This window comes from Bradyrhizobium sp. USDA 4341, assembly GCF_054063755.1.
The window spans coordinates 3117629-3142235 of sequence record NZ_JBSSGO010000002.1 but is presented as its reverse complement, the minus strand read 5'-3'; the positions used below and the strand labels follow the sequence as shown (position 1 = coordinate 3142235).

Below are 24607 nucleotides of genomic sequence, written 5' to 3'. Positions count from 1 at the left end.
GGCCTCCGGTCAATCGGCGACCAAAAAAGGGAGGAAACAATGAAGCCAATCTTGCGACAAACCCTGCCGCTGACCGCACTGATCGCGGCGACGGCCATTTCGATTGCCCCCTCGGCCCGCGCCGAAGTGCCGGCAAGCTGCGTCAAGGGCGTCGATCTCGCGACGCTGGGACCGAAATCGATCGTCGGCCAGGGGCCGCACGGCGAGAAGGCCGCGTCGCCGGAGGTGCTCGCGCTGTCGGACGCCGACGCCGCCAAGATCAAGGAGAAGCATTTCAAGGTCGGCATCTCCATGCAGACCGTCAACCTCGACTGGGCGCAACTGCAGATCCAGGGCATCACCGATACGCTGAAGAAGTACGGCGTGACGGTGACCGGCGTCGCGTCCGCCGAATATCAGGTCGACAAGCAGATCGCCGACATCGAGAACACCATCCAGCAGCATCCGGACGGCATCATCTCGATCCCGGTGGATTTCACGGCGACGGCGCCGACCTACAAGAAGATCGCCAAGGCCGGCATCAAGCTCGTGCTGATGGACAGCATTCCCACCGGCCTCAAGCATCCGGAGGAATATGCCTCGATGATCTCGGCGGACAGCCAGGGCAACGGCCAGATCGCGGCCCAGATCCTGGCCTCCTGCGTGGCGCAGGGCGCGACTATCGGTCTCGTCAATTTCGGCGTCGATTACTTCAGCACCAACGAGCGCACCAAGGGTGTCCGCGAGTGGATGCAGAAGAACCGTCCCGACATCAAGATGAAGCAGGTCGACTTCACCGATCCGCCGAAGGTGTCGCAGATCGCGGGTGACTTCCTCACCGGCAATCCTGATATCAAGGGCCTGTTCGCGGTCTGGGATCAGCCGGCGCTCGATACGCTGAGCTCGATGCGCGCGCAGGGCATCGACATTCCGGTTACGACGGTCGATCTCGGCCTGCAATCGGCGATCGAGATCGCCAAGGGCGGTCCCTTGAAGGCGACCGGCTCGCAGCGTCCCTATGATCAGGGCGTCGCGGAAGCGATGGCGATGATGAACGCGCTGCTCGGCAAGGAAACGCCCGGCTGGATCGGCGTGCAGTCGCTGCCGGTGACGCAGTCGAACGTGCTGGAATCCTACAAGACGGTGTTCAAGAAGGAGCCGCCGCCGGAGCTGACCGACGCCTGCAACAAGGCGAAGCCCGCCTGCAACTGAGCCGCAGGAGTTCGATGCGTGGTCCCGCGAGCCCGCGCATCGTGAGCAGCCTGATCCGGGCGTGCCAGCCCCCGCTCGGATCAGGTTGCGCTGGTCACGTACTCGACAGGAAGGCTGCGGAAGTGCTTGCGCATCTCCGATGACGCCGCGCCGCCGACGATGATCCGCGAGAACGCGCCGATATCGGAGAAGAATGCCGACTTGAGACTGCCGAGCTTACTCGCGTCGATCACCAGGGTGCTCTCCATCGCGGTCTCAATGACGGCCTGCTTGACCGCGACTTCGTGAAAATTCGAGCAGCTCGCGCCGCGGGTCCAGTGCACGCCGCCCGCGGAGATGAAGGCCTTGTTGATCCCGAGCCGCCGCAGATAGGACAGGCCGTCGTCCGACGCGAACGATTGCGACGAGGGATGATAGAGCCCGCCCATCAGCATCACCTGCGTGCCCGGCCGGCGCGTCACGATCGATGCCACGTTCATCGAATAGCAGATCACCGAGAGCGGCAGATCCTCGGGCAGGCAGTCCGCCAGCGACTGCATCGTGGTGCCGCAGTCGATGAAAATCGTATCGCCTTCCCTGATGGAGGCGGCGGCAGCCCGACAGGCGAGGCGCTTGTCCTGGGTGTGCTGGTCGATTTCCTGCTCGAACGTGTACTTGATGCCGGTCGGCGACGCCGCATTGACGACGTAGCCGCCGAGCAGGGCGAGAGCAGCCTCCGGACCAGCGAGGTCGCGCCGCACTGTCATTTCGGAAACCTTGAGGAGCTCGGCGGCGTCCTTCAGGTGCAGCGCACCACTCGATTCGACGGCGCGGCGCAGCCTCTGCAGGCGCTGGACGCGTGTCTCGCTTGGTCGTGCGTTGGAGGTTTCAGCCATTTTGATCGCCGAGCTTGCTTATCCGATTGACAATGATCTTACAATGTTGTGAGTTTATCAACGTCGATTTGTTACAATAATAACATCCAGTCCGGCGGGCTGATCCAGTGTCGAGACGATATCGTCCGCGGCAGGCGGCAAACCGGCGGCAAGGTCAGGGGAGGATCACATGTTGCGATCGACACATTCAATCTATCTGGCCACCTCGTCGATTCGCTAGGACCGCAAGGCGCTTCCATGACGCAGAGCGTCTTCATCCAGAATCCGTCCCCGTTGGCCGTGCAATCGCCTTCCCCGGGCGGCGAGCATTTGCATCCGCTGCCGCGCAACAGCGGCCGTGCGCTCGAGATGGATTGGGTCGACGACATCAGGATCAACCTGTCGGCCACCGAACGGCGGGTCGCGAGCCTGCCGGGCCGGCGAACCGTGAAGAAGGACGCACAGGCGGGGTGGCTGCTCAAGGCGATCACCTGCATCGACCTGACGACGCTGAACGGCGACGACACGGCCGAACGGGTCAAGCGGCTCTGCGCCAAGGCCAAGGCGCCCGTGCGCGGCGACCTTCTCGAGCAGCTCGGCTTTGCCGGGCGCGCGCTGCATACCGGAGCGGTCTGTGTCTACGATCGGTTCGTCGGCACCGCTGTCGAAGCGCTCGATGGATCCGGCATCCCTGTCGCCGCGGTCTCGACCGGGTTTCCCGCAGGCCTCGTGCCGCATGAGCTGAAGCTGAAGGAGATCGAGGCGTCGGTCCGGAATGGCGCGCAGGAAATCGACATCGTCATCACGCGTGAGCACGTGCTGACCGGCGATTGGCGGGCGCTTTATGCCGAGGTCCGGGATTTCCGCGCGGTCTGCGACAACGCGCATCTGAAGACGATCCTGGCCACGGGTGACCTCAAGACGCTGCGCAATATCGCCAAGGCCTCGATGGTCTGCATGATGGCCGGCGCCGACTTCATCAAGACCTCCACCGGCAAGGAAGGTGTCAACGCGACGCTGCCCGTGACGCTGGCGATGCTGCGGATGATCCGCCTCTATCAGGAGCGCACCGGCTACAAGATCGGCTTCAAGCCGGCCGGTGGCATCTCGACGGCAAAGGACGTGCTCAACTACCAGTTCCTGATGAAGGAGGAACTCGGACGCGACTGGCTCGAGCCGGATCTGTTCCGCATCGGCGCCTCCAGCCTGCTCGCCGACATCGAGCGGCAGCTCGAGCATCATGTGACCGGCCACTACTCGGCTTTCAACCGCCACCCCGTGGGATGAGACTCCAGCGATGAGCGTCGCCAATTATTTCGAGACCATGGAGTATGGCCCCGCGCCCGAGGCGGACGGCGAGGCGCGCGCCTGGCTAGCACGGCATGGCGCCACGTTCGGGCACTTCATCGCCGGCAAATTCACGGCGCCGCATGCGGGCAAGCACCTCACGACAAGCGAGCCTGCCACCGGCAAGGTGCTGGCGCGCATCGCGCAGGGCGACGCTGCCGATGTCGAGGCGGCGGTCAACGCCGCGCGCACCGCGCAGGTCGCGTGGGCAAAGCTCGGCGGTCACGGCCGCGCGCGTCATCTCTATGCGTTGGCGCGCATGCTGCAGCGTCACGCCCGGCTGTTCGCCGTGCTGGAGGCGATCGACAATGGCAAGCCGATCCGGGAAACCCGCGATCTCGACGTGCCGCTCGCCGCGCGCCATTTCCTCTATCACGCCGGCTGGGCGCAGTTGCAGGACCGCGAATTCGCCGATCAGGTGCCGATCGGCGTGATCGGGCAGATCATCCCGTGGAATTTCCCGCTGCTGATGCTGGCCTGGAAGATCGCGCCGGCGCTCGCCGCGGGCAACACGGTGGTGCTGAAGCCGGCGGAGTTCACCTCGCTCACGGCCCTGCTGTTCGCCGAACTGTCGGCCGAAGCCGGCCTGCCGCTGGGCGTGCTGAACGTCGTCACTGGCGATGGCGCCACCGGTGCGCTGCTGGTCGAAAGTCCCGGCGTCGACAAGATCGCCTTCACGGGTTCGACCGAGGTCGGGCGGCTGATCCGCCAGTCGACTGCAGGGACCGGAAAATCGCTGACGCTGGAGCTCGGCGGCAAATCGCCGTTCATCGTGTTCGACGATGCCGACATCGACGGCGCCGTGGAAGGCGTGGTCGACGCCATCTGGTTCAACCAGGGCCAGGTCTGCTGCGCCGGCTCGCGGCTGCTGCTGCAGGAGGGGATTGCGGAGACCTTCCGCAGGCGCCTGATTCGCCGCATGGAGACGCTTCGTGTCGGCATGCCGCTCGACAAGGCGATCGACATGGGCGCTGTGGTCGCGCCGGTGCAGCTCGAGCGGATCAAGTCGCTGGTCGAGATCGGGGTGAAGGAAGGCGCCGAGAAATATCAGGCGTCCGGCGCGTTGCCGACGGAAGGCTGCTTCTATCCGCCGACCCTGCTCTGGAACGTGCATCCGTCCTCGACGGTTGCGACCGAAGAGATCTTCGGCCCTGTCCTGGTGGCGATGACGTTCCGCACACCGGACGAGGCCGTGATGCTCGCCAACAACACGCGCTACGGCCTTGCCGCCAGCGTGTGGAGCGAGACGATCGGGCTGGCGCTCGACATCGCGCCGAAACTCTTGGCCGGCGTGGTCTGGATCAACGCGACCAATCTGTTCGACGCCAGCGTCGGCTTCGGCGGCTATCGCGAGTCCGGTTTCGGCCGCGAGGGCGGCCGTGAAGGCATGTTTGAGTATCTCAAGCCGAAGGCCTGGAGCGGGCGCAAGGCGCGGGCCAAGCCATCGCCGCTGCCGACGGCGTCCGGCGCCAGCGCCGGCTTTGACGTGCCGCCGATCGATCGAACGGCCAAGCTGTTCGTCGGCGGCAAGCAGGTCCGTCCGGACGGCAATTATTCGCGCGCGGTGCTCTCGCCGAAGGGCCGACGTCTCGGCGAGGCAGGCGAGGGCAATCGCAAGGATATCCGCAATGCGGTCGCCGCGGCGCGCTCAGCCGAGGGGTGGGCGCGGGCGACGGCGCATAATCGGGCCCAGATCCTTTATTACCTTGCCGAGAATCTTTCCGCGCGTGGCGACGAGTTCAGCCGCCGCATCGCGGACATGACCGGTGTCTCGGCAGCGAAGGCGCGCACCGAGGTCGATGCGAGCATCGAGCGGCTGTTCAGCTATGGCGCCTGGGCGGATAAATTCGAGGGATCCATCCACGCGCCGCCGCTGCGCGGCGTGGCGCTGGCGATGCATGAGCCGATCGGCGTGGTTGGTGTCGCCTGTCCCGACGAGGCGCCGCTGCTTGCCTTCATCAGTCTGGTCGCGCCGCTGGTTGCGATGGGCAACCGGGTCGTCGCGGTGCCGAGCGAGCGGCATCCGCTCGCCGCGACCGACTTCTACCAGGTGCTCGAGACCTCAGACGTGCCAGGCGGCGTGGTCAACATCGTCACCGGCGATCGCAACGATCTGGTCAAGGTCCTTGCCGAGCATGACGATGTCGATGCGCTCTGGGCATTTGGGTCGCAGGACGCCTCGACAGCGGCCGAACGGCTGTCGATCGGCAATCTCAAGCGCACGCTGGTCGATCAAGGCCTCGCAATCGACTGGTACGACAAGGCCGCGAGCGAGGGCCCGATCCTGCTCCGCCATGCCGTGCAGGTGAAGAACATCTGGATTCCGTATGGCGACTAGAGCGTTTTCGAGCGAAGTGGGTACCGGTTCGCGTGCAGAAAACACGTCAAACAAGAATCGAGTGCCCCGTTCCGATCCAATCGGAACGGGGCACTAGAGACGTCACCTTGCGGTGATAGGGATGGGGATCCGGACCGCCAGAGTCCGGCGAGTTTGAAGACAAGGGAGGGACGCAACATGCTCAAGGGCATCAATCCATTGCTGAATGCCGACGTGCTCTACGCCCTGCGGGCGATGGGGCACGGCGATCGCCTGGTGGTGTGCGACACCAATTTTCCGGCCGACTCGATCGCGCGCCAGAGCGTGCTTGGCAGGTTGCTGCGCATCGACAGTGTGAGTGCCGCCAAGGCGGTCGAAGCCGTTCTCTCGGTGATGCCGCTCGATACATTTGTCGACGACGCCGCGATCCGCATGGAGATCGTCGGGCAGGCCCAGGAAGTGCCGCCCGTGCAGCGCGAGGTGCAGGCCGCGATCGATCGCGCCGAGGGACGATCCTGGCCGCTCGTGGGTGTCGAGCGCCATGCGTTCTACGAGAAGGCCAAGACGGCCTATTGCGTAATCGCGACCGGCGAGCGGCGTTTCTACGGCTGCTTCCTGTTCAGCAAGGGCGTCATCGCGCCGGACGGGGAGTGACGACATGAGCAAGCATGGCGTCGCCGTCCTCGGCGTCTTCGTCGTCGACCTGGCGTTCCGCGCCGGCAACATGCCGGCGATCGGCGAGACGATCGCCGGATCGGGATTCGCCATGGGACCCGGCGGCAAGGGATCCAACCAGGCTGTCGCGGCGGCGCGGGCCGGTGCCAGCGTGAGCTTCATCTCCCGGATCGGCAGCGACGCGTTTGGCGAGCTTGCGATCAAGACCTGGGAGGCCGAGGGAATCCGGCCGCGCGTGGCCAGGACGGCGGACGCGCCGACTGGAGCTGCGTTCATCTACGTCCACGAGACGCGCGGCGATAACGCGATCATCGTGGTGCCGGGCGCAGCATGCGGGATCGGTCCGGCCGATGTCGACGCGGTGGCCGACGCCATCCGCGACAGCCGCGTGTTCGTGACGCAGCTCGAGCAGCCGGTCGATGCGGCGCGGCGCGGGCTCGAGATCGCGCGCGCCGCCGGCAGCATCACCGTGTTCAACCCGGCGCCGGCTATCAAGTTCGACTCTGGCCTGTTTGCGCTCTGCGATTATGTCGTCCCCAACGAGACCGAGGCCGAAGCGCTGACCGGCATCGCGGTCGGCGATCTCGCCGGTGCCCGCCGCGCCGGCGATGCCTTGCTGGCGAAAGGCGCAGGAACGGCGCTGATCACGCTCGGCGAGCGCGGCGCCTTGTTTCATGCGCGGGATCGCTCGGTGCACGTGCCGCCCTTCGCCGCAGGCAAGGTGGTCGAAACCACCGGCGCAGGCGACGCCTTCGTCGGCGGCTTCGCGGCGGCGCTCGCCGACGGCGCCGATCCGCTGGAGGCTGCGCGGTTCGGTTCGGCCACGGCCGGAATCTCGGTGACGCGACCGGGCACCGCGCCCGCGATGCCGCGGCGCGCGGAGATCGACGCGCTGCTGAAGGGATGATCGCGCGATGATGCGGAATGATCCGATCAAGCATGTCTTCATCTGGCCGGCGGTGCTCGTCGTGCTGGCGATCTCGATCTTTCCGCTGATCTATTCGCTTACCACGAGCTTCCTGAGCTACCGCCTGATTCCGCCGATCCCGCCGCGGGTCGTCTGGCTCGGCAACTATGCCACGCTGTTGCAGGAGCCGCGGTTCTGGAACGCGATCTTCACGACGACGCTGATTGCCTTCATCGCCGTCGGGCTGCAATACGCGATTGGGTTCGGTGTCGCGCTGGCGCTCAACGCGCGCGTGCCGGGCGAGCGGCTGTTTCGCGTCGCCTTGCTGCTGCCCATGCTGCTCGCGCCGGTCGCGGTCGCGCTGGTCGCGCGCATGATGTTCAACCCGACGATGGGGCCGCTCAACCAGTTCCTGTCGAAGTTCGGCTTGGTCAACCTGCCGTTCCTCACCAATGGACATTGGGCGCTCGCCTGCATCATCGCGGTCGAGGTCTGGCAGTGGACCCCGTTCGTGATCCTGATGATGCTGGCCGGCCTGCAAACGCTTCCCGAAGACGTCTACGAGGCCGCCGAGCTCGAGAATGCCAGCGCCTGGCAGCAGTTCTGGGGCATCACCTTTCCGATGCTGCTGCCGATCTCGGCCGCGATCGTCTTCATCCGCCTGATCGAGAGCTACAAGATCATGGACACGGTGTTTGTGATGACGGGCGGCGGGCCGGGCGTCGACACCGAGACGCTGACGCTGTTCGCCTATCAGGAAGGCTTCAAGAAGTTCAATCTTGGCTATACGTCGGCGCTCAGCTTCCTGTTCCTGATCGCGATCACGATCATCGGCGTCACCTATCTGGCGCTGCTGCGGCCGCATCTGGAGAAGCGCCGATGAGCGGACAGGGCTTGACGGGACTGTCGCGATGGAGCCGCCGCCTGGTCGCGGTCGGCGTCCTCGTCTGGTGCCTGATCACGGTGTTTCCGCTCTATTGGGTGGTGGTGACCGCATTCAAGACGCCGCCGGGCGTGGTCGGCGGACCGACCTATCTGCCGTTCATCGACTTCACGCCGACCTTGCAACCCTTCATCGATCTCTATCAGGGGATCCGCGGCGAGTTCTTCCACACCTTCCTGAATTCGACCATCGTCGGCCTGTCTGCGGCAGCCATCGCCACCGCGATCGGCGCGATGGCGGCCTATGCGCTGGTGCGGTTCGAATTCAGGGTACGCCTTGGTGCGGGCCTCGTGTTCTTCCTGCTCGCGCTCGGCGGCTATCTGCTCTTCAACGCGACGTTCGGATTCACCCGGCCGCAGGCGCTGCTACTCGCGTTTCCAATCGCACTGATCGCTGCTGTCGTCGCCAATCGCCTGCCGTTGCCCGGACCGATCCTCGGCAATGAGGACATCCTGTTCTGGTTCGTCAGCCAGCGCATGTTCCCGCCGATCGTCACGGCCTTTGCGCTGTATTTGCTCTACAGCGAGATCGGCCGGCTGGGTTTCCAGCTCATCGACAGCTTCGTCGGCCTGACGCTGTGCTATGTCGCCTTCTCGCTGCCGATCGTCGTCTGGCTGATGCGCGACTTCTTCGAGGCGGTGCCGATCGAGGTCGAAGAGGCCGCGATGGTCGACAACGTGCCGAGCTGGCGCATCTTCTTCGGCATCGTCGTGCCGATGTCGATGAACGGGCTGCTGGCGACATTCATGATCACGCTGGCCTTCGTCTGGAATGAGTTTCTGTTCGCGCTGTTCCTGACCAATTCCAGATGGCAGACGCTGCCCATCCTGGTGGCGGGGCAGAACAGCCAGCGCGGCGACGAATGGTGGGCGATATCAGCTGCGGCGCTCGTCGCAATCGTTCCCATGATGATCATGGCGGGCCTGCTCAGCCGGATGATGCGGTCGGGCCTGCTGCTCGGGGCCATCAAATAGCAAAAGACCTTGTAGGGAGGACTAGACGATGCTGCGACGGACGTTCCTGATGCTGACCACCTCGCTGGCGATGGCCTGTGCCGCGAGCCAGGCGAATGCTGCCTGTAGCCCGGATTACACCGGCGTCACCCTGACGGTGGCGTCGCAGACCGGACCTTATATCGCATCCGCGCTCAAGCTCGGCGCGGACGAATGGGCCAAGAAGACCTGCGGCAAGGTCAATGTCGTCGAGTTTCCATGGTCCGAGCTCTATCCGAAGATCGCGACGTCGCTCACGGCGTCGGACGCGACGTTCGACCTGGTCAGCTTCGCACCGGCCTGGCTGCCGGATTTCGTCCCCTATCTCAGCGAGATGCCGAAGGAGATGCAGTCCGGCAAGGACTGGGACGATATCGAGCCGGCCTATCGCGAACGCCTGATGGTGTGGGAAGGCAAGATCTATTCGCAATCGATGGACGGCGACGTCCACACCTATACCTACCGCACCGACCTGTTCAGCGATCCCAAGGAGAAGGACGCTTTCAAGGCCAAATACGGCTACGACCTCGCGCCGCCGAAGACCTGGAAGCAGTATCTCGACATTGCCGAGTTCTTCCAGCGGCCGGACAAGGGCCTGTGGGGAACCGCGGAAGCGTTCCGTCGCGGCGGTCAGCAGTTCTGGTTCTTCTTCAGCCACGCCGCGGCCTACGCCAACAATCCGAACTATCCGGGTGCGATGTTCTTCGACCCCGAGACGATGGACGCGCAGATCAACAACCCGGGCTGGGTGAAGGGGCTCGAGGAATACATCCGCGCATCGAAGCTCGGGCCGCCCAACGCGCTGAACTTCTCGTTCGGCGAGGTGAACGCTGCGGTGGCCGGCGGCCAGGTGGCGGAATCGATCGGCTGGGGCGACACCGGTGTCATCGCCGCCGATCCGAAGCAGTCGAAGATCTCGGGCAAGGTCGGCTCGGCGATGCTGCCCGGTTCGGACGAGATCTGGAACGCCAAGACCAAGAAGTGGGACAAGTTCCCGAGCGTGCTTCCGGGCCCGTTCATGGCATTCGGCGGTTGGCAGATCGCCGTGCCGAAGGCCGGCAAGAACCAGCAGGCGGCGTGGGACTTCGTCAAGACGCTGACGAGCCCCGAGGTGTCGGGCCAGGCGGCGATCACCGGCGGCAGCGGCGTCAATCCCTATCGCAAATCGCACACCGCCAATCTGCAACTGTGGAGCAAGATCTTCTCGCCGGAAGAGGCCAAGGAATATCTTGGCGCGCAATCGGACTCAATCAACGCCAAGAACGTCGCGCTCGACATGCGTCTGCCCGGCTATTTCTCCTATACCGAGGTGGTGGAGATCGAGCTCGGCAAGGCGCTGGCCGGCCAGACCACGCCGCAGGCGGCGCTCGACGCGATGGCGAAGGAGTGGAATCGCCTGACCGACGAATTCGGCCGGGCGAAGCAGCTTGCCGCCTATCGCGCCGCGATGGGCCTCCCGCCCAAGAACTAGCTTTCCAGTGAGACCTCCGGATGATGCGCGAGCGTCATCCGGGGCTTGACCAGCCGTCGACGAAAGGACGGAAAAGGATTCCATGGCGCACGTCGAGATCGAGAACGTCAGCAAGGCATACGGGCCCTACAAGATCATCGAAGGGCTCGACCTCAACGTGGCCGACGAGGAGTTTGTCGTGCTGGTCGGCCCGTCCGGCTGCGGCAAGACCACGACATTGCGCATGATTGCGGGACTGGAGGCCGTCACCAGCGGAACCATCCGCATCGGCAACCGCGACGTCACGCAGTTGCGCCCCGGTTTGCGCAATTGCGCGATGGTGTTCCAGAACTACGCGCTCTATCCGCACATGACGGTGGGGGAGAACATTGGTTACGGCATGAAGGTGCGCGGCGAATCGCGCGCCAGCATCGAGAAGGCCGTCAATGACGTGGCGCGCGTCCTTGACCTCGAGCAATACCTGCAACGCCGGCCGAAGCAGCTTTCCGGCGGGCAGCGCCAGCGCGTGGCGATCGGCCGCGCGATCGTGCGCAGCCCGGACGTGTTTCTGTTCGACGAGCCGCTGTCCAATCTCGACGCCAAGCTCCGCATCGAGATGCGGACCGAGATCAAGGCGCTGCATCGCCGTCTCGCCAAGACGATCGTTTATGTCACGCACGACCAGGTCGAAGCCATGACGATGGCCGATCGCGTTGTGGTGATGAACAGAGGCCGGATCGAGCAGGCGGCCGATCCGATCACGATCTACGAGAAGCCCTCTAATCTCTTCGTCGCGGGTTTCATGGGCGCGCCCAGCATGAACTTCATCGATGGCGAGATCATAGCCCGCGACGGCGCGCTCACCTTCACCGCCCCATCAGGTACGGCTTTGCGCATACCGAAGTCCCGCGAGGCGGCCTACGCAGCAAGCGTCGGTAAGCCCGTGGTGCTCGGCGTGCGGCCCGATCATGTGTTGCAGCAGGGCGTGCCGGCGGGTTCTTCCGTCCGGCTGCTCGTGAAAGACGTGGAGCCGCTGGGGCCGCACACGCTGGTGATCGGGACCGTCGGCGGCTTTGCGTTTACGGCGCAAATGCCGGTCGGCGTTGCCGCTGAGCCGGATCATGTCATCGACGTCGCGCTCGATCTCGAGCGAACGCATTTGTTCGACAAGGCGTCAGGGATGGCCATTTCCTGATTTGCCGCGGCGTTGAGTGCAACCTAAGCTCTCTTAGCTGCAGAACCCTCGGGCTCGTCGCACCGTATCGGACGGATACAGGCCAAATGTGGAGCGGTACACCGCTGCGAAACGGCCCAGATGCGTAAAGCCCCACTTCAGTGCAACTTCGCTGATCGGGAGCATGTTCTCCGGTCGCGACAGCTCATCGTGGATCGCTTCAAGTCGAATCTTCCGCAGATAGGCGACAGGCGTCGTGCCGTGAATTTTGCGGAAGCCCAATTGCAGCAGCCGGCTGCTGACACCAACCGTTGCAGCAAGATCTGATATCGTCAGCGGCAGATGAGGATTGGCCCGCATATACTCGACAGCCCGCCGAATGTAACGCGGCGGCGCATCCGGCGGATAGCGGTTCAACCGGTCGCTCAGCCGATGCGGGACGTTCTCTAGGATGAGCTGGATCGCAGCTTCGGAGAGCAGCGCGCTGGCTTTCGGAGAGCGCGCCAGGATGCCGTCATACAAGCCGGTCGCGCTGGCACGAACAAGCTGAAGAAGGGTCTGCCCGGCGCCGGTCGATAGATCGACGACCGGTGTCAGATTGAGGTCTTCCAGCGCTGTGCTCCCGAACGTCGCGGACAGCACCTTTGTCACCATGCCCGTATGCAAGGTGAGCGTGACGCTCGCGTATCGTCCATCGACCGCTTCGACCCGCTGCGCCTGCATCGTCGGAAGCGGAACGATCGCGATCTCGGCGGGGGTTCGTTGCACGCTCTTTCCTGCAATGCGCATCTCGGCCTTGCCGGCATTCAGCAGGCTTATCGCGAGCTCACCCGACGTCCTCTCGTACGAATAGTGCCAATCCCAACCTGCAGACAGTTCCGCCCGCACGATGTCGATTTCCGCCCCAATTGCAATATCCGCATGCCAGCGAAACGATTCGTCGGGCTGGGGCGAGGAACGCGCATTGATCCCGTGCGGCTGGAGCATTTCCAGCAGCTCTTCAAACGATGATCCCGATCGCGTCGGAGGTGCAACGAGTATGTCTTCGACCATCAAATTCCCAACCATCGGATGTTTGCTGTCCGCGCAATGACCCGATTCATCGGGATCGGGTATCGATCGTTCAGGGCGTCCGCCACACGCATAGACCGCATCACAACACTAGCACAGCTTTGCTGGGTTCGGCCCGCGTTCTTCTTCTTGATCCCTTCAATATCCGATTTTCGAACGAAGTATCCGGATTACGCAACGGAGGTGCGGAAGGTAACATTTGATCTCATTCGCACGCCTGGATCGCGCGAAAGTTCCGATTTGGTTGCGCCACGCTGACGTTTGAGAGCACGCGCGAATGCGCAACGTTCGCGACCGATCGTGCTAGCCACAATCCGAATGCCTCCATCCGGAATGCGATGCCGTCCATGGACTCATAGCCCATTTGGCCTAATTGCTTTCGACCTACTCAAACGGGTTATGAAAGCATGCATACAAGGATAACTTGCGTATTCGCGCTCACGGTTCTTTCGTCCATACCTGCGTTGGCCGATAGCTGCGCAGATCACGTCCAGAGCACCGGCGTTCCGATGGTAACGGGCATGACGCACAAGACCTGGATGACCTTTCCGTCGGTCAATCCTGGTGCTGCCCTCGACAAGGTGTCCCGCGCCGTTCTGGCGGAGGGTTTCGTCGGTGTGAACGTAGACAAGAAGCTTGGCACCGTGACCACGCAGCAGGAGACCAGCGGATCCGGCCGGCCGCAGACGTTGCAAGTCGTCGTCCGCAAGGACGGCAAAGGCAGCCGCGTCGATGCGACGTTCATCTTGCCTCCCGGACAATTGGCTCCAGGTGTCGGCGATAACCTCTGCCGTGTCGTGAATGCAGCCGGTCAATGAACTCCGCCCATCTGTGAATCCAAGCTGACGCGCGAAGTGTAACTGGCCGCGCGTGTACGGGTGTCGTTCGGTCCGACCAGGCGAACCCACAATCCATACTTAGAGAATCGGGACGCAGGCGCCGGCCTTCGCCCACAGCAATGAAACAGGAGAGACGATGCGTAGCGCTCACATTCTGAAAGTCGTTTTGATGGCCGCCACTGGTGCAGTGGTGTTTTCCGCCTCCGCGATTTCGGCTCCGTTACAGCACGGTGCCGGCGCTGCGGCCGCGGTGCCGGCGGTGACGGAGAAGGTCTGGTGCCGTTACGGGTCTTGCTATGACAACGGCGGCGGCGCTGCCGTCGGCGGACTGGTCGGTGGCCTGATCGGGGGCGTCATCGCGGCCGGTGCTGCCAACGCCGCCGCGCAGCAGGACGCTGCCGCCGCCCAGCAGCACGCGACGTCTTGCGCCCAGCGTTATCGTTCGTACGATCCGGCGTCGAATACGTTCCAGGCAAAGGACGGCCGGCGCTATCCCTGCCAGTGAGCAGGTAAGATGCAGGCGGCGACATAGCCGGCTTGCGGGCACCGGAGCAGCGAAGTGAAACCGCCGCTCCGGATATGCCCTCGGCGACGAGCTAAGCACGAATGGGATGGCAAGCTCCGGCCGGTGAGCCGGAGCAGGCGTTCGAACGCCCCAGGAGCCGCAGCGGCGCCTCTGCCGGCGAGTTGACCAAGACATATGGCTAAAGTGGCCGAATCGGTTCCCGCTCTGTGTCTGGAGGCGCGGATCGAGGGGACTTCATCGGAAATCGCAGGGTGCGCCGCCCACATGGCGGCTTCTGACGCGATTGTTTTCCATGTTATCACCTGATCCGTCGAAACTGCGTTCGTGCCTAATCTGCCCGAACCTACGAGCCTGGATCTTGATGATGTTGTCGCTGCCCAAGACCAAAATACGCGTGCTGCTGCTGGAGGGCGTGAATGATTCAGCAGCCCGGATGTTCGAGGCGAACGGCTATACCGAGCTGCAACGTCTGCCCAAGGCGTTGGGGCCCAAAGAGCTCAAGCAAGCGCTGTCGGGTATCCATATGCTGGGAATTCGGTCGCGGACCCAGTTGACCGCGGAAATCCTCGAGGCCGCCGACCGGTTGCTCGTTGTCGGCTGCTTTTCGGTCGGCACCAATCAGGTGGATCTCGACGCCGCGCGAAAGCTCGGAATACCCGTATTCAACGCGCCATATTCCAACACCCGCAGCGTGGCTGAGCTGACCATCGCCGAGATCGTCATGCTGTTCCGCCGGATCTTTCCGCGTTCGGTCTCCGCACATGCCGGCGGCTGGGACAAGTCGGCCGAGGGCAGCCGTGAGGTGCGGGGCAAGACGCTGGGCATCGTCGGCTACGGCAACATCGGCTCGCAGCTGTCGAACCTCGCGGAAGCCATGGGCATGCGCGTGATCTATTTTGATCAGACCGACAAGCTCCGCCACGGCAATACCGAGCCCGCAGAATCGCTCGACGCGTTGCTTGCAGCGAGCGACGTCGTATCGCTGCATGTGCCGGAGACGCCGACCACCGCCAACATGATTGGCGCAGCCCAGCTCCAGTTGATGAAACCCGAAGCCTATCTGATCAACAACTCACGCGGCACCGTGGTCGATCTCGATGCGCTGGCGAGCGCCCTGCGTGAGGGCCGGCTGGCGGGTGCCGCGGTCGACGTGTTTCCGGTCGAGCCGGTGTCGAACGAGGCGCGCTTTGTCTCGCCGCTGCAGGGCCTCCCCAACGTCATCCTCACGCCGCATGTCGGCGGTTCGACGGAAGAGGCGCAGGATCGCATCGGCGGCGAAGTTGCGCGCAAGCTGATCGATTATTCCGATGTCGGGTCGACCTTCGGGGCGGTCAATTTTCCGCAGGTGCAATTGCCGGCGCGACCGACCGGCACCCGCTTCATCCATGTCCACCGCAATGTTCCGGGCGTCATGCGTCAGGTCAACGACGCGGTTTCCCGGCACGGGATCAACATCCTGGCGCAATATCTGCAGACCGATCCGGAAGTCGGCTATGTCGTGCTCGAGACCGACGTCGTCGGCGGCGAGGGGGAGGGACTGCTGGCCGATTTGAAAGACATTGACGGCACGATCCGCGTGCGGGTGCTGTATGACGCGAACCGGCCGCAGGGGTGATCGACCTCGTCAATCCGCCGAGAAGCCGAACGGGACGCTCGAGGTCCTGAAATCGTCGGGAAGAATCTCGCGTCCGATCGGAGGCGCCGACCGCGCTGCGCATCTCGGGCGATGGCAGACCCGGCAGGCGACGCCGATCGGGGTCGGCTCATCCGCGTTCGGCCCCTGTCCGTCGCGCGTGTAGATCAGCTGGCTTGCATGCTCGGCGGCGCAGCCGATCGCGATCGCCCGCTCGACGCGGATGGCGCCGAATGCGCCGCCGCCGGCGGTCACGGTGCGGGCGATCGAGAAGAACCGCTGTCCGTCGGGCAATTCCAGCCACTGCGTGACGATCTGGCGTGGCGTCTTGAAGATATCGTGGACCGACCATAGCGGACACGCGCCGCCGTGTTTCGCAAACGGGAAGCCGGCACCATCGAGCAGCTTGGAAATGTTGCCGGCCGGATCGACGCGGATCAGGAAGAACGGCACTTTCTCGAGACCCGGCCGCTGCAGGGTCGTCACGCGGTGCGCGATCTGCTCGAAGCTGGTGCCGAATTGGCGCGCCAGCGCCTCGAGATCGTAACGACGCGTCTCGACCGCTTTGGCAAACACGGAATAAGGCATGATGAGTGCGGCCGCGGCATAGGCCGCGAGTGCGCGGCGGGCCAGCAACTCGGCGCTCTTGCTGGTGAACTTGCCGTCTTCCACCGCCGCGCCGATCTCGCCTTCCAGTTCCAGATAGGCGAGTTGCTTGGCCAGCTGGAAATTGAGGCCTGCGGTATCGAGCGAGTCCTCGAGCAGCAACTGTCTGCGATGGAGGTCCAATCGCCGGACCGAACCGAGCATGACGTTCGGCGGCAGATAGCGGACCTGGAGCTTGTGACGCTCGCGAAGCCGCTCGATAAATCCGGCTGGTCCGGCCGGTTCATGGACGAGCCGCTCGGCGGCATCGTCGAGGTTGGCGAAATTGTTGCGGCGCGCGGCGAGAAATCGCCTGACCTCGGCAACGGGATCGTTGGCGTCAAAGTTCTCCTGCCCCGGGTGGGACCCGCCACCCACCAGGTCCGGCGCCCGTCGCTCCGCAAGTGCCAGCTGCTCTTCGCGATAGGCGGTGTAGAGGCGCAGGAACGCTTCGGTCATCCCGGGATAGCTGACCGCGAGATCGCTGACTTCGAGCGCGGGGATGTCGATGTCGGCAAACATCGGTTCCTTCAAAACCGACTGCATGCGCGCGGTGTGATCGGCGCCGCCGTCGCCGGCGAGATCGGCCAGATCGATCTTGTAGGTGCGGGCAAGGCGAAGCAGCATATCCGCCGTCACCGGCCGTTGATTGCGTTCCAGCAGCGCGACATAGGGGGCCGAGATTTCGAGATCGGCCGCCATGTCCGCCTGGGTCAGCCCGAGATCACGGCGCAGCCGCCGCAGCCGCGGGCCCATGAAAACGGAACGGGCGCTTGAGGTTACCATCGCCTAATCCACGGATTGTAAGATTCTTACAACAATACATCGGTTTCTTGTAAGTTATGACAAGTTTTCCGCGCCAGGTCTAGCTCCCGGCGAGGCTGGCCTTACAAAGAGACCAGTTATTTCGTCACCGAAGGGATCACGGACATGAACTTCCAACCGCGCGGGATCAGCATCCAGGGGCCGGCTTCGTATCAGAGCGAGCTTGAGGCGGCCGAAGCGCTCCTCAAGACCAAGGACACCTGGAACGGCGTCACCGCCGAGGCCGTGGCGCGCATGCGCCTGCAGAACCGCTTCAAGACCGGTCTGGATGTCGCCCGTTACACGGCTGCGCTGATGCGCGCAGACATGGCCGCCTATGACGCCGACAGCACCAAGTACACCCAGTCGCTCGGCTGTTGGCACGGCTTCATCGCCCAGCAGAAGCTGATCTCGGTCAAGAAGCACTTCGGCACTACCGACCGCCGTTACCTCTATCTGTCCGGCTGGATGATCGCTGCGCTGCGCTCCGAATTCGGGCCGCTGCCCGACCAGTCGATGCACGAGAAGACCTCGGTGCCGGCGCTGATCGAAGAGCTCTACACCTTCCTGCGCCAGGCGGATTCGCGTGAGCTCAACGACATCTTCCGCGCGCTCGATGCGGCCCGCAAGGAAGGCGACAAGGCCAAGGAAAAGGCGCTGATCGAGAAGATCGACAACTTCCAGACCCACGTCGTGCCTGTTATCGCCGACATCGACGCCGGCTTCGGCAATGCCGAGGCGACCTACCTGCTCGCCAAGAAGATGATCGAGGCGGGTGCCTGCGCCCTGCAGATCGAGAACCAGGTCTCCGACGAGAAGCAGTGCGGCCACCAGGACGGCAAGGTCACCGTGCCGCACGAAGTGTTCATCGCGAAGATCCGCGCTTGCCGCCATGCGTTCCTCGAGCTCGGCGTCGAAGACGGCATCATCGTGACCCGTACCGACTCGCTCGGCGCCGGCCTGACGCAGCAGATCGCCGTGAGCCACAAGCCCGGCGACCTCGGCGACCAGTACAACAGCTTCCTCGACTGCGAGGAGGTGACGGCTGCCAATGCGCGCAATGGCGACGTCATCCTCAACCAGAACGGCAAGATGATGCGTCCGAAGCGTCTGCCCAGCAACCTTTACCAGTTCCGTCCCGGCACCGGTGCGGATCGCTGCGTGCTCGACTGCATCACGTCGCTGCAGAACGGCGCCGACCTGTTGTGGATCGAGACCGAGAAGCCGCATATCGAGCAGATCGCCTCGATGGTCGACCGCATCCGCAAGGTCATTCCGAACGCGAAGCTGGCCTACAACAACTCGCCGTCGTTCAACTGGACGCTCAACTTCCGTTGGCAGGTCTACGACGCGATGAAGGAAGCCGGCCAGGATGTCAGCAAGTACAACCGCGCCGAGCTGATGAAGGTGGAATACGACGGCACGCCGCTGGCGATCGAAGCCGACGAGCGTATCCGTACCTTCCAGGCGGATTCGGCCAAGCGCGCCGGCATCTTCCACCACCTGATCACGCTGCCGACCTATCACACGGCTGCGCTGTCGACCGACAATCTCGCGAAGGAGTACTTCGGCGACCAGGGCATGCTCGGTTACGTCAAGAACGTGCAGCGTGCGGAGATCCGTCAGGGGATCGCCTGTGCGAAGCATCAGAACATGGCGGGATCCGACATCGGCGACGATCACAAGGAGTACTTCGCCGGTGAGGCCGCCCTCAAGGCGGGTGGCGTCCACAACACGATGAACCAGTTCGGCTAATCGATCGAAAAGGTCATTTAGACATCGGCTGGACAGGCGGGATTGCGAGGCAGTCTCGCCTGTCTGCTCGTTTGGCGGGGCGATTTCGACCACGGTGACGCGGTCGAATTCGCCCCGTAGCGTTTGCAGACCGTCCCCTTAAGGCTTACGCCCGCTTGTCGAGGTTCCCCCATTCCACGCCAGCGTGGTATTGCCTCGCTGCGACCTTGAGGGCATGCCACGCGATGACTGTCGGGCACTATGCATCCGCCGTCACCAGCTCCGCCGTGATGGAGCTGCTCAAGCCGTTCGATCCCCGCATCGTCGGAACGCTGCCGCTCGGCATTGCCGTGCCGGGTAGCGACATCGATATCGTTTGTCATGCGCCCGATCCGAACGCTTTCGCGGACATCGTTTGGACCCACTACCAATCGGCCGATGATTTCGTGCTCTACCGATGGGCCAAGGGAACGCGGCCGGCCATTGCCCGCTTTGTGTGGGATGGCTGGCCGTTCGAACTGTTCGGTGACCTGCGTCCGGTCGATCAGCAGCAGGGCTGGATCCATTTCGAGGTCGAGCGGCGGCTGCTCGCGCTTGATGACGGACGGCTGCGGCGAGCCGTCGGCAGGTTGCGGGCAGATGGCCTCAAGACCGAGCCTGCGTTCGCCGCCGTGCTCGGGATATCAGGCGATCCCTATCGCGGATTGCTCGAGCTCGCGGCTGAAACGGACGCCGCGTTGCGCGCCCGGCTCGCGGCGTGCGGCTTCGGCTGATCGCGAGGTTCATTCGCCCGGAACGAGGTGGCCCACCGGCTGTCGCGCGAGGCGCCGGTGCCTGCGACGGGACAGATAGAGCAGCAGACCGGTCACGGCGAACAGCGGCATCATGGCGGCGGCCAGCATGAACGCGAGCTTGCCGGGCCAACCCAGGATGGCGCCGCAGTGGATGTCGAGCACGCCGGCAAGGACGCGCTCGCCAAACGTCTTGTCCGCGTAACGATCCGACGAGATGACGCGTCCGGTGACGGCGTCGATCCGGAATTCGTCGCGCACGCTCTCGAGCGACGAATCCCGCGGCCATGACCGCACGCGCACCGCCGTGCCCGCACCGGCCGGCAGGGTCAGCAGGACCCGTCCGTAATCGTTGTTCTCCTGCTGCAGGAACGTGGTCCAGACCCGATCGAAGGCGAGCGGCTTTGCTTCGGCCTTCGCTTCGGTTTTGGCTTCGCCCTTGCCCGCGGCGGCCGCCGCGCCGCGTGGTGGCTTGGGCTGCATCGCCGCATCCGTGGCCTGCGGTCGCGCCAGGAGCCAGTTAGCGCCGGCCTTGTACCACTCGAACGAGTACCACAGGCCGGTCAGCGTCATCACCAGATAGACCGGCAGCACCCAGGTGCCGATCACGGCGTGCAGCGAGCGGTGCAGGCCGCGCCCGCGCAGGCCCAGGTTGGGCTTCAGCCACATCTTCACGCTGCGCGCGCGATGCGGCCAGCGCAGCACGAGGCCGGTGATCAGCATCACGATCAGGCAGACCGCGGCTGATCCGGTGATCTTGCGGCCCATGCCATTGCCGTCGCCGGGCAACAGCAGCCAGCGATGCAGCCTGCGGACGGTTGCGAAGAAGTCCTCGCCGCGCGGCGAGCCGAGCAAATGTCCGTCATAGGGATCGACATAGACCGAGGAGGGACGTGTGCCGCCTTCGCTGCGGGCGAAGCGGATCCATACGGCCGCCGACGGATCGCTCGCCATCGTCACGGCCGAGGCCCTGCCGAAGTCGCCGGCCGACTGCAGCCGTGCGACCAGTTCATCCGGTGTTAGCCGCCGCGTCGCACTGGCGTCGACGCGCATGATGTGGCTGTTCAGGCTGGCCTCGATCTCGTCTTCGAACGCCATCGTCGCGCCGGTGATGCCGACCACGGCCCACAGCAGCGCCAGCGCGAGGCCGGCGAGGGAGTGGACCTGCAGCAGCGCGGCCTTGATCGGGCGGCGGATATCATTCATCGAAGCCGGCCTTTCGGATCAGTGCGACTGCGGCCGCTTGCTGCGCGGCGATCTCGTCGATGGGGAGAGGATCGGCAGCGAATGATCCGATTCCCTCCACGATCGGCGCCCGCTTTGCGGTCGCAAGCACGGGGTATTCCAGCTCAGCGGTGGAGAAGATCGTCTGGGCCTCGGGCGTGACGAGGAATTCGAGGAACGCGCGTGCTGCGGCCGGATGCGGTGCGTGCCGGGCGATCGCCGCGCCGGTCAGGTTGACGTGACTGCCGCCACCCGCGAACGCAGTCGGCACCGCCTTCACCGCGTCCGCCCATGCACGCCAGTCATTGCCGTCGCGGCCGTCGCGGAGCTGGGCGAGCGCGACCGTGTTGCCGATCCCGATGTCGCAGCGTCCCTCCGCGATCTCGCGGATCACGTCGTTGTCCTTGCCGTTCGGCTTGTGGGCCAGGTTGCGCTTCAATCCGCCGAGCCAGGTCTCTGTTGCTTCTGTCCCGTGATGGGCGAGATAGGCGGCGATCAGCGCGACATTGTTCTGGTGCGCGGCTGGCCGCATGCACAGTTTGCCGCGCCATCTGGGATCGGCGAGCTCTTCATAGGTGATCGCCGCGAGCGGGTTGTCCTTGCGTGCGAACACCACGCGCGGTCGGATGGCGAGCGCGATCCACTGGCCGTCGCCGCCGCGCAGGTTCGCGGGCACCGCCTGGACAAGCGCTGGCGATGCCAGTACCTGCGTCAGCTCGCGCGCGGCAAGCTGGGTCGTCTTGTCGAGGCCGATGGTGAGCAGGACATCCGCGGGCGAATTGTCGCCTTCCGCTGTCACTCGCTTGACCAGGCTGTCCTCGACGAAGACGGTGTTGACCTTGGTGCCGGTCGCTGCCGTGAAGGCCGCGATAACAGGCTCGACCAGATTGGCTTCGCGGGTCGAGTAAAGCGTCAACTCGTCGGCGCGGACCGGGGTGCAGGCGCACGCGAGCGCGGCCAGGGCGACCATCAGTCCGATCGCTGTCCGTGCCGTGGCCATGCTAGAATTTCACCGTCGCCGAAAGCGAGAAGCGCCGCGCGTCGCCCATCGCCACGGCCAGATTGCTGACGGCCGAGGGATAGTAGACGGTATCGAACAGGTTCTTGACGTTGAACTGATAGACCACCGGGAACGTCTGGACCTTGGTCTCGTAGGTCGCAAAGACATCCGCGACGGTGTAGGCCGGCAGCAGGAAGCTGTTCGTGGCGTCGCCGGGCCGGTCGCCGACATAGCGCGCGCCGCCGCCGAGACGCAGCCGGCCGGGCAGGGTGGTGCCGAAATCATAGACCAGATAGAGCGAAGCGGTGTTGAGCGCGACGTTCTGCAGTGCCTTGCCGGCGAGCGTCGGATCATCGGTGACGCGCGCATCGGTATAGCCATAGCTGCCGATCATGCTCCAATTGTCGGTCAGCCTGCCGGTGACGTCGAGTTCGACGCCGCGCGAGCGAACCTTGCCGGCGGTGCGGTACTCGACAATGCTTGTCGCAGGGTTGAGCTGCGAGACCAGCACGTTCTTCTTGTCGATATCGTAAAGCGCAAGTGTGCCGGAGATCCGCTTGTTGAAGTCGAACTTGACGCCGGTCTCCCACTGGGTGCCCTCTTCCGGGGCGATGTTGGAGCCGATCACGACGCCGCCGGTGAGCGGCGCGATGGTCGAGGTCGGTTTCAGTGACTGGGTGTAGCTCGCATAGAGCGAGACCTCGTCGGTGAGCTTGAGGATCGCGCCGCCGAGTGGCAGTGCCTTGTCCTGCGAGACGTTGGTGTTGGTGATGAAGGGCCGTCCCTTGCCCGCGATCTGGTCGTATTCCATGTAGCGCACGCCGCCGACCAGCGCGAAGCGCTCGGTCAGATGCAGCGTGTCCTGGAAGAACAGCGACCACTGGCCAAGCTTGTCCGTCTGGGCGCTGTCGACGGCGGACACGGTGGTGCCCGGCGTGATCAGCCCATAGACCGGATTATAGAAGTTGAAGGTCGGCGTCGCCTGCCGGATCAGATTGTCGCGGTAGATCGTGCGGTACTGGCCGTCGCCGCCGAACAGCACCTCGTTGCGGAAACCGCCGAGCCAGACATTGCCCTGCAGGTAGGAGGTGCCGTAGCTCGCATTGCTGAGCGAGCCCTGCGTGCCGTCATTGCTGCGGGTCTCGGCGCCAGTCTTGGTGTTGATGCCGGTGACGCGGAGCTGGTTGGCGCTGAACGTCTCGGTGTTGTAGCTGTAGGCCGCGAACAGCTTCCAGTCCTGGTTCAGGCGGTGCTCGACCGAGGCCTGCATCAGGTCCGAGGTGCCCCACATGTTGTTGAAGGGCTCGTCGAGCCGGCGCGTCGCCGGGATCGCCAGCGGCGCCTTGGTTGCGGGATCGAACGCGGTGCCGCGGTCGAATGGCGTGATGAACTCGCGGTGCTCGTAGTTGAGCTGGACGGTGGTGTTCTCGCCGTACCAGGCCAGCGACGGCGCGACCAGCATCTCGCGGTGGCGTCCGAAATTGCGCCAATAGTCCTCGCTCACGCCATAGCCGATGAAGCGATAGGCGAGGCCGCCATTGCCGATCGGGCCGGTGATGTCGATGGTGCCGTCGGCGCCGCTCTTGTTGTTGGCGTAGCTCGAGCCGAGCAGGGTCACCGATCCGTGCTGGTAGAGCTCGGGGCGCTTGCTGATCGTGTTGACGATGCCGCCGGGATCCATGATGCCGTAGAGCAGCGACGCCGGGCCTTTCAGCACTTCGACGCTCTCGACCGCAGCGTTGAGGCTGCGGCCCTGCACCAGCGGCATGCCGTTGCGCATGATCGAGCCGTCGCGGTTGTCGCCGAAGCCGCGGCGCATCACCGCATCCTGGGTGCCGGCCAGCGTGTTGGCCTGGGTGACGCCGCTGACATTGGCGAGCGCGTCGTCGAGATTGCGCGGCAACTGGTCCTTCAGCACCTGCTCCGGCACGACGTTGACGGTCTGTGCGGTGTCGAGCGGTGAGGCGCCGCTGCGCAAGGTGGTCGAGCTCGGCATCGCGCGATAGTGCAGCTTGGCTTCGTTCAGCACGGCGGCGCTAGCTGCCGCGCGCTCCGATGGGGTCGGGGGCGTCGGCTGGGCATTCCGGCTGCGCTGCCGTGCCGCGGCGGCCGACTGTGTTCGCTGTGCCGACCGCGCCGAACTGGCTGCGGGCTTGCGCTTCTGTGTCGGTTGCTCGACCGTGACCGGCGGCAAGGGGACGCTCGATTGGGCGCTTGCCGGCGTCGCCGCCGAGGAGATATCTGCGAGCAGGAATGCTGCGCCGATCAGCAGGCGGGTGCGGCCTTTGTCGGCGGCATTTCGACGGTCGCCGACAATCCGGCCATCAGCATTCACAGGCACTCTTGCACTTCCGATTCACGCAAACCTATTCACGCCGCGCCTCTAGCAGTCGGCGCGCGCGAAAAGAACCGGAGCAGACTTGAATCCCTCTAACCGATAGGATTTGAATCGTTCTAAGACGCAACGAGGCTCGCGCGTGTGCGCGAGCC

At 64.4% G+C, this 24607-nt stretch carries 20 protein-coding genes; 14 read left to right on the top strand and 6 right to left on the bottom strand.

Annotated elements, in window-relative coordinates:
- The first annotated feature begins 39 nt into the window (after positions 1 to 39).
- Positions 40 to 1191, top strand: a complete 1152-nt coding sequence (locus tag ACVIGB_RS20895) for a substrate-binding domain-containing protein (RefSeq protein WP_342712712.1) — start codon at positions 40 to 42, stop codon at positions 1189 to 1191.
- An 80-nt stretch (positions 1192 to 1271) separates the two neighbouring features.
- Here ACVIGB_RS20895 and ACVIGB_RS20890 read toward each other — a convergent pair whose 3' ends face one another.
- On the bottom strand, positions 1272 to 2066 hold the full coding sequence (locus ACVIGB_RS20890; protein ID WP_456721228.1) for a DeoR/GlpR family DNA-binding transcription regulator: 795 nt from the start codon (positions 2064 to 2066) through the stop codon (positions 1272 to 1274).
- A gap of 348 nt (positions 2067 to 2414) precedes the next feature.
- On the opposite strand from ACVIGB_RS20890, the gene deoC reads away from it, so the two are divergent.
- The 8 genes from deoC (at position 2415) to ACVIGB_RS20850 (ending at position 11871) form a co-directional block, all read left to right on the top strand.
- Positions 2415 to 3332 (top strand): deoxyribose-phosphate aldolase, encoded by a 918-nt coding sequence (gene deoC / locus ACVIGB_RS20885; RefSeq protein WP_456725114.1) that lies wholly within the window; start codon positions 2415 to 2417, stop codon positions 3330 to 3332.
- 10 nt (positions 3333 to 3342) lie between these two features.
- Entirely contained in the window at positions 3343 to 5730 is a 2388-nt protein-coding gene (locus ACVIGB_RS20880; protein WP_456721229.1) for an aldehyde dehydrogenase family protein, read from the top strand.
- Positions 5731 to 5907: 177 nt separating this feature from the next.
- Positions 5908 to 6363 (top strand): RbsD/FucU family protein, encoded by a 456-nt coding sequence (locus ACVIGB_RS20875; RefSeq protein WP_456721230.1) that lies wholly within the window; start codon positions 5908 to 5910, stop codon positions 6361 to 6363.
- A gap of 4 nt (positions 6364 to 6367) precedes the next feature.
- The gene (rbsK, locus tag ACVIGB_RS20870) at positions 6368 to 7291 is read left to right on the top strand and encodes a ribokinase (RefSeq protein WP_456721231.1); all 924 of its coding nucleotides are present in this window, start codon (positions 6368 to 6370) and stop codon (positions 7289 to 7291) included.
- A gap of 7 nt (positions 7292 to 7298) precedes the next feature.
- A complete protein-coding gene (locus ACVIGB_RS20865) occupies positions 7299 to 8174 on the top strand; it encodes a carbohydrate ABC transporter permease (protein ID WP_092124618.1) in 876 nt (291 codons plus the stop codon).
- Positions 8171 to 9208, top strand: coding sequence for a carbohydrate ABC transporter permease (locus ACVIGB_RS20860; RefSeq protein WP_456721232.1), 1038 nt, complete (start codon positions 8171 to 8173; stop codon positions 9206 to 9208). Before ACVIGB_RS20865 ends, ACVIGB_RS20860 begins: the two co-directional genes overlap by 4 nt.
- Before the next feature lie 49 nt (positions 9209 to 9257).
- Complete coding sequence (locus ACVIGB_RS20855; protein ID WP_312000884.1) at positions 9258 to 10697, top strand: extracellular solute-binding protein; 1440 nt, start codon at positions 9258 to 9260, stop codon at positions 10695 to 10697.
- A gap of 82 nt (positions 10698 to 10779) precedes the next feature.
- Positions 10780 to 11871, top strand: coding sequence for an ABC transporter ATP-binding protein (locus ACVIGB_RS20850; protein ID WP_456721233.1), 1092 nt, complete (start codon positions 10780 to 10782; stop codon positions 11869 to 11871).
- Between the two features lie 33 nt (positions 11872 to 11904).
- Here the strand turns inward: ACVIGB_RS20850 and ACVIGB_RS20845 are convergent, their stop codons facing one another.
- Positions 11905 to 12918, bottom strand: a complete 1014-nt coding sequence (locus ACVIGB_RS20845) for an AraC family transcriptional regulator (RefSeq protein ID WP_456749200.1) — start codon at positions 12916 to 12918, stop codon at positions 11905 to 11907.
- Between the two features lie 524 nt (positions 12919 to 13442).
- On the opposite strand from ACVIGB_RS20845, the gene ACVIGB_RS20840 reads away from it, so the two are divergent.
- The 3 genes from ACVIGB_RS20840 (at position 13443) to serA (ending at position 15901) form a co-directional block, all read left to right on the top strand.
- Positions 13443 to 13739, top strand: a complete 297-nt coding sequence (locus tag ACVIGB_RS20840; RefSeq protein ID WP_244549841.1) for a hypothetical protein — start codon at positions 13443 to 13445, stop codon at positions 13737 to 13739.
- A gap of 157 nt (positions 13740 to 13896) precedes the next feature.
- Complete coding sequence (locus tag ACVIGB_RS20835) at positions 13897 to 14265, top strand: BA14K family protein (protein WP_456721234.1); 369 nt, start codon at positions 13897 to 13899, stop codon at positions 14263 to 14265.
- A gap of 382 nt (positions 14266 to 14647) precedes the next feature.
- Complete coding sequence (gene serA, locus ACVIGB_RS20830; RefSeq protein WP_456725116.1) at positions 14648 to 15901, top strand: phosphoglycerate dehydrogenase; 1254 nt, start codon at positions 14648 to 14650, stop codon at positions 15899 to 15901.
- A gap of 9 nt (positions 15902 to 15910) precedes the next feature.
- Here serA and ACVIGB_RS20825 read toward each other — a convergent pair whose 3' ends face one another.
- A complete protein-coding gene (locus ACVIGB_RS20825; protein WP_092124625.1) occupies positions 15911 to 17350 on the bottom strand; it encodes a helix-turn-helix domain-containing protein in 1440 nt (479 codons plus the stop codon).
- Between the two features lie 144 nt (positions 17351 to 17494).
- Here ACVIGB_RS20825 and ACVIGB_RS20820 point away from each other — a divergent pair, with 144 nt between their 5' ends.
- Both ACVIGB_RS20820 and ACVIGB_RS20815 read left to right on the top strand, forming a co-directional pair.
- On the top strand, positions 17495 to 19123 hold the full coding sequence (locus ACVIGB_RS20820; RefSeq protein ID WP_092124626.1) for an isocitrate lyase: 1629 nt from the start codon (positions 17495 to 17497) through the stop codon (positions 19121 to 19123).
- Positions 19124 to 19347: 224 nt separating this feature from the next.
- Positions 19348 to 19875, top strand: coding sequence for a DUF4269 domain-containing protein (locus tag ACVIGB_RS20815; RefSeq protein WP_456721235.1), 528 nt, complete (start codon positions 19348 to 19350; stop codon positions 19873 to 19875).
- A gap of 9 nt (positions 19876 to 19884) precedes the next feature.
- Here the strand turns inward: ACVIGB_RS20815 and ACVIGB_RS20810 are convergent, their stop codons facing one another.
- Genes ACVIGB_RS20810 through ACVIGB_RS20800 form a run of 3 tightly spaced genes read right to left on the bottom strand, consistent with a single transcriptional unit; the run spans position 19885 to position 24452 of the window.
- Entirely contained in the window at positions 19885 to 21099 is a 1215-nt protein-coding gene (locus tag ACVIGB_RS20810) for a PepSY-associated TM helix domain-containing protein (RefSeq protein ID WP_456721236.1), read from the bottom strand.
- On the bottom strand, positions 21092 to 22117 hold the full coding sequence (locus ACVIGB_RS20805) for an extracellular solute-binding protein (protein ID WP_456721237.1): 1026 nt from the start codon (positions 22115 to 22117) through the stop codon (positions 21092 to 21094). Before ACVIGB_RS20805 ends, ACVIGB_RS20810 begins: the two co-directional genes overlap by 8 nt.
- Position 22118: 1 nt before the next feature.
- The gene (locus tag ACVIGB_RS20800) at positions 22119 to 24452 is read right to left on the bottom strand and encodes a TonB-dependent siderophore receptor (RefSeq protein ID WP_456725117.1); all 2334 of its coding nucleotides are present in this window, start codon (positions 24450 to 24452) and stop codon (positions 22119 to 22121) included.
- Positions 24453 to 24607: the final 155 nt, after the last annotated feature.

Bases quoted from the DNA above. Each gene is read 5' to 3' on its own strand.
- ACVIGB_RS20840 (WP_244549841.1), top strand. From the start codon at position 13,443: ATGACGCACAAGACCTGGATGACCTTTCCGTCGGTCAATCCTGGTGCT.
- ACVIGB_RS20890 (WP_456721228.1), bottom strand. From the start codon at position 2,066: ATGGCTGAAACCTCCAACGCACGACCAAGCGAGACACGCGTCCAGCGC.
- rbsK (WP_456721231.1), top strand. From the start codon at position 6,368: ATGAGCAAGCATGGCGTCGCCGTCCTCGGCGTCTTCGTCGTCGACCTG.
- ACVIGB_RS20875 (WP_456721230.1), top strand. From the start codon at position 5,908: ATGCTCAAGGGCATCAATCCATTGCTGAATGCCGACGTGCTCTACGCC.
- serA (WP_456725116.1), top strand. From the start codon at position 14,648: ATGATGTTGTCGCTGCCCAAGACCAAAATACGCGTGCTGCTGCTGGAG.
- ACVIGB_RS20880 (WP_456721229.1), top strand. From the start codon at position 3,343: ATGAGCGTCGCCAATTATTTCGAGACCATGGAGTATGGCCCCGCGCCC.
- ACVIGB_RS20895 (WP_342712712.1), top strand. From the start codon at position 40: ATGAAGCCAATCTTGCGACAAACCCTGCCGCTGACCGCACTGATCGCG.
- ACVIGB_RS20865 (WP_092124618.1), top strand. From the start codon at position 7,299: ATGATGCGGAATGATCCGATCAAGCATGTCTTCATCTGGCCGGCGGTG.
- ACVIGB_RS20820 (WP_092124626.1), top strand. From the start codon at position 17,495: ATGAACTTCCAACCGCGCGGGATCAGCATCCAGGGGCCGGCTTCGTAT.
- ACVIGB_RS20825 (WP_092124625.1), bottom strand. From the start codon at position 17,350: ATGGTAACCTCAAGCGCCCGTTCCGTTTTCATGGGCCCGCGGCTGCGG.
- ACVIGB_RS20810 (WP_456721236.1), bottom strand. From the start codon at position 21,099: ATGAATGATATCCGCCGCCCGATCAAGGCCGCGCTGCTGCAGGTCCAC.
- deoC (WP_456725114.1), top strand. From the start codon at position 2,415: ATGGATTGGGTCGACGACATCAGGATCAACCTGTCGGCCACCGAACGG.
- ACVIGB_RS20805 (WP_456721237.1), bottom strand. From the start codon at position 22,117: ATGGCCACGGCACGGACAGCGATCGGACTGATGGTCGCCCTGGCCGCG.
- ACVIGB_RS20860 (WP_456721232.1), top strand. From the start codon at position 8,171: ATGAGCGGACAGGGCTTGACGGGACTGTCGCGATGGAGCCGCCGCCTG.
- ACVIGB_RS20855 (WP_312000884.1), top strand. From the start codon at position 9,258: ATGCTGACCACCTCGCTGGCGATGGCCTGTGCCGCGAGCCAGGCGAAT.
- ACVIGB_RS20845 (WP_456749200.1), bottom strand. From the start codon at position 12,918: ATGGTTGGGAATTTGATGGTCGAAGACATACTCGTTGCACCTCCGACG.
- ACVIGB_RS20815 (WP_456721235.1), top strand. From the start codon at position 19,348: ATGACTGTCGGGCACTATGCATCCGCCGTCACCAGCTCCGCCGTGATG.
- ACVIGB_RS20850 (WP_456721233.1), top strand. From the start codon at position 10,780: ATGGCGCACGTCGAGATCGAGAACGTCAGCAAGGCATACGGGCCCTAC.
- ACVIGB_RS20835 (WP_456721234.1), top strand. From the start codon at position 13,897: ATGCGTAGCGCTCACATTCTGAAAGTCGTTTTGATGGCCGCCACTGGT.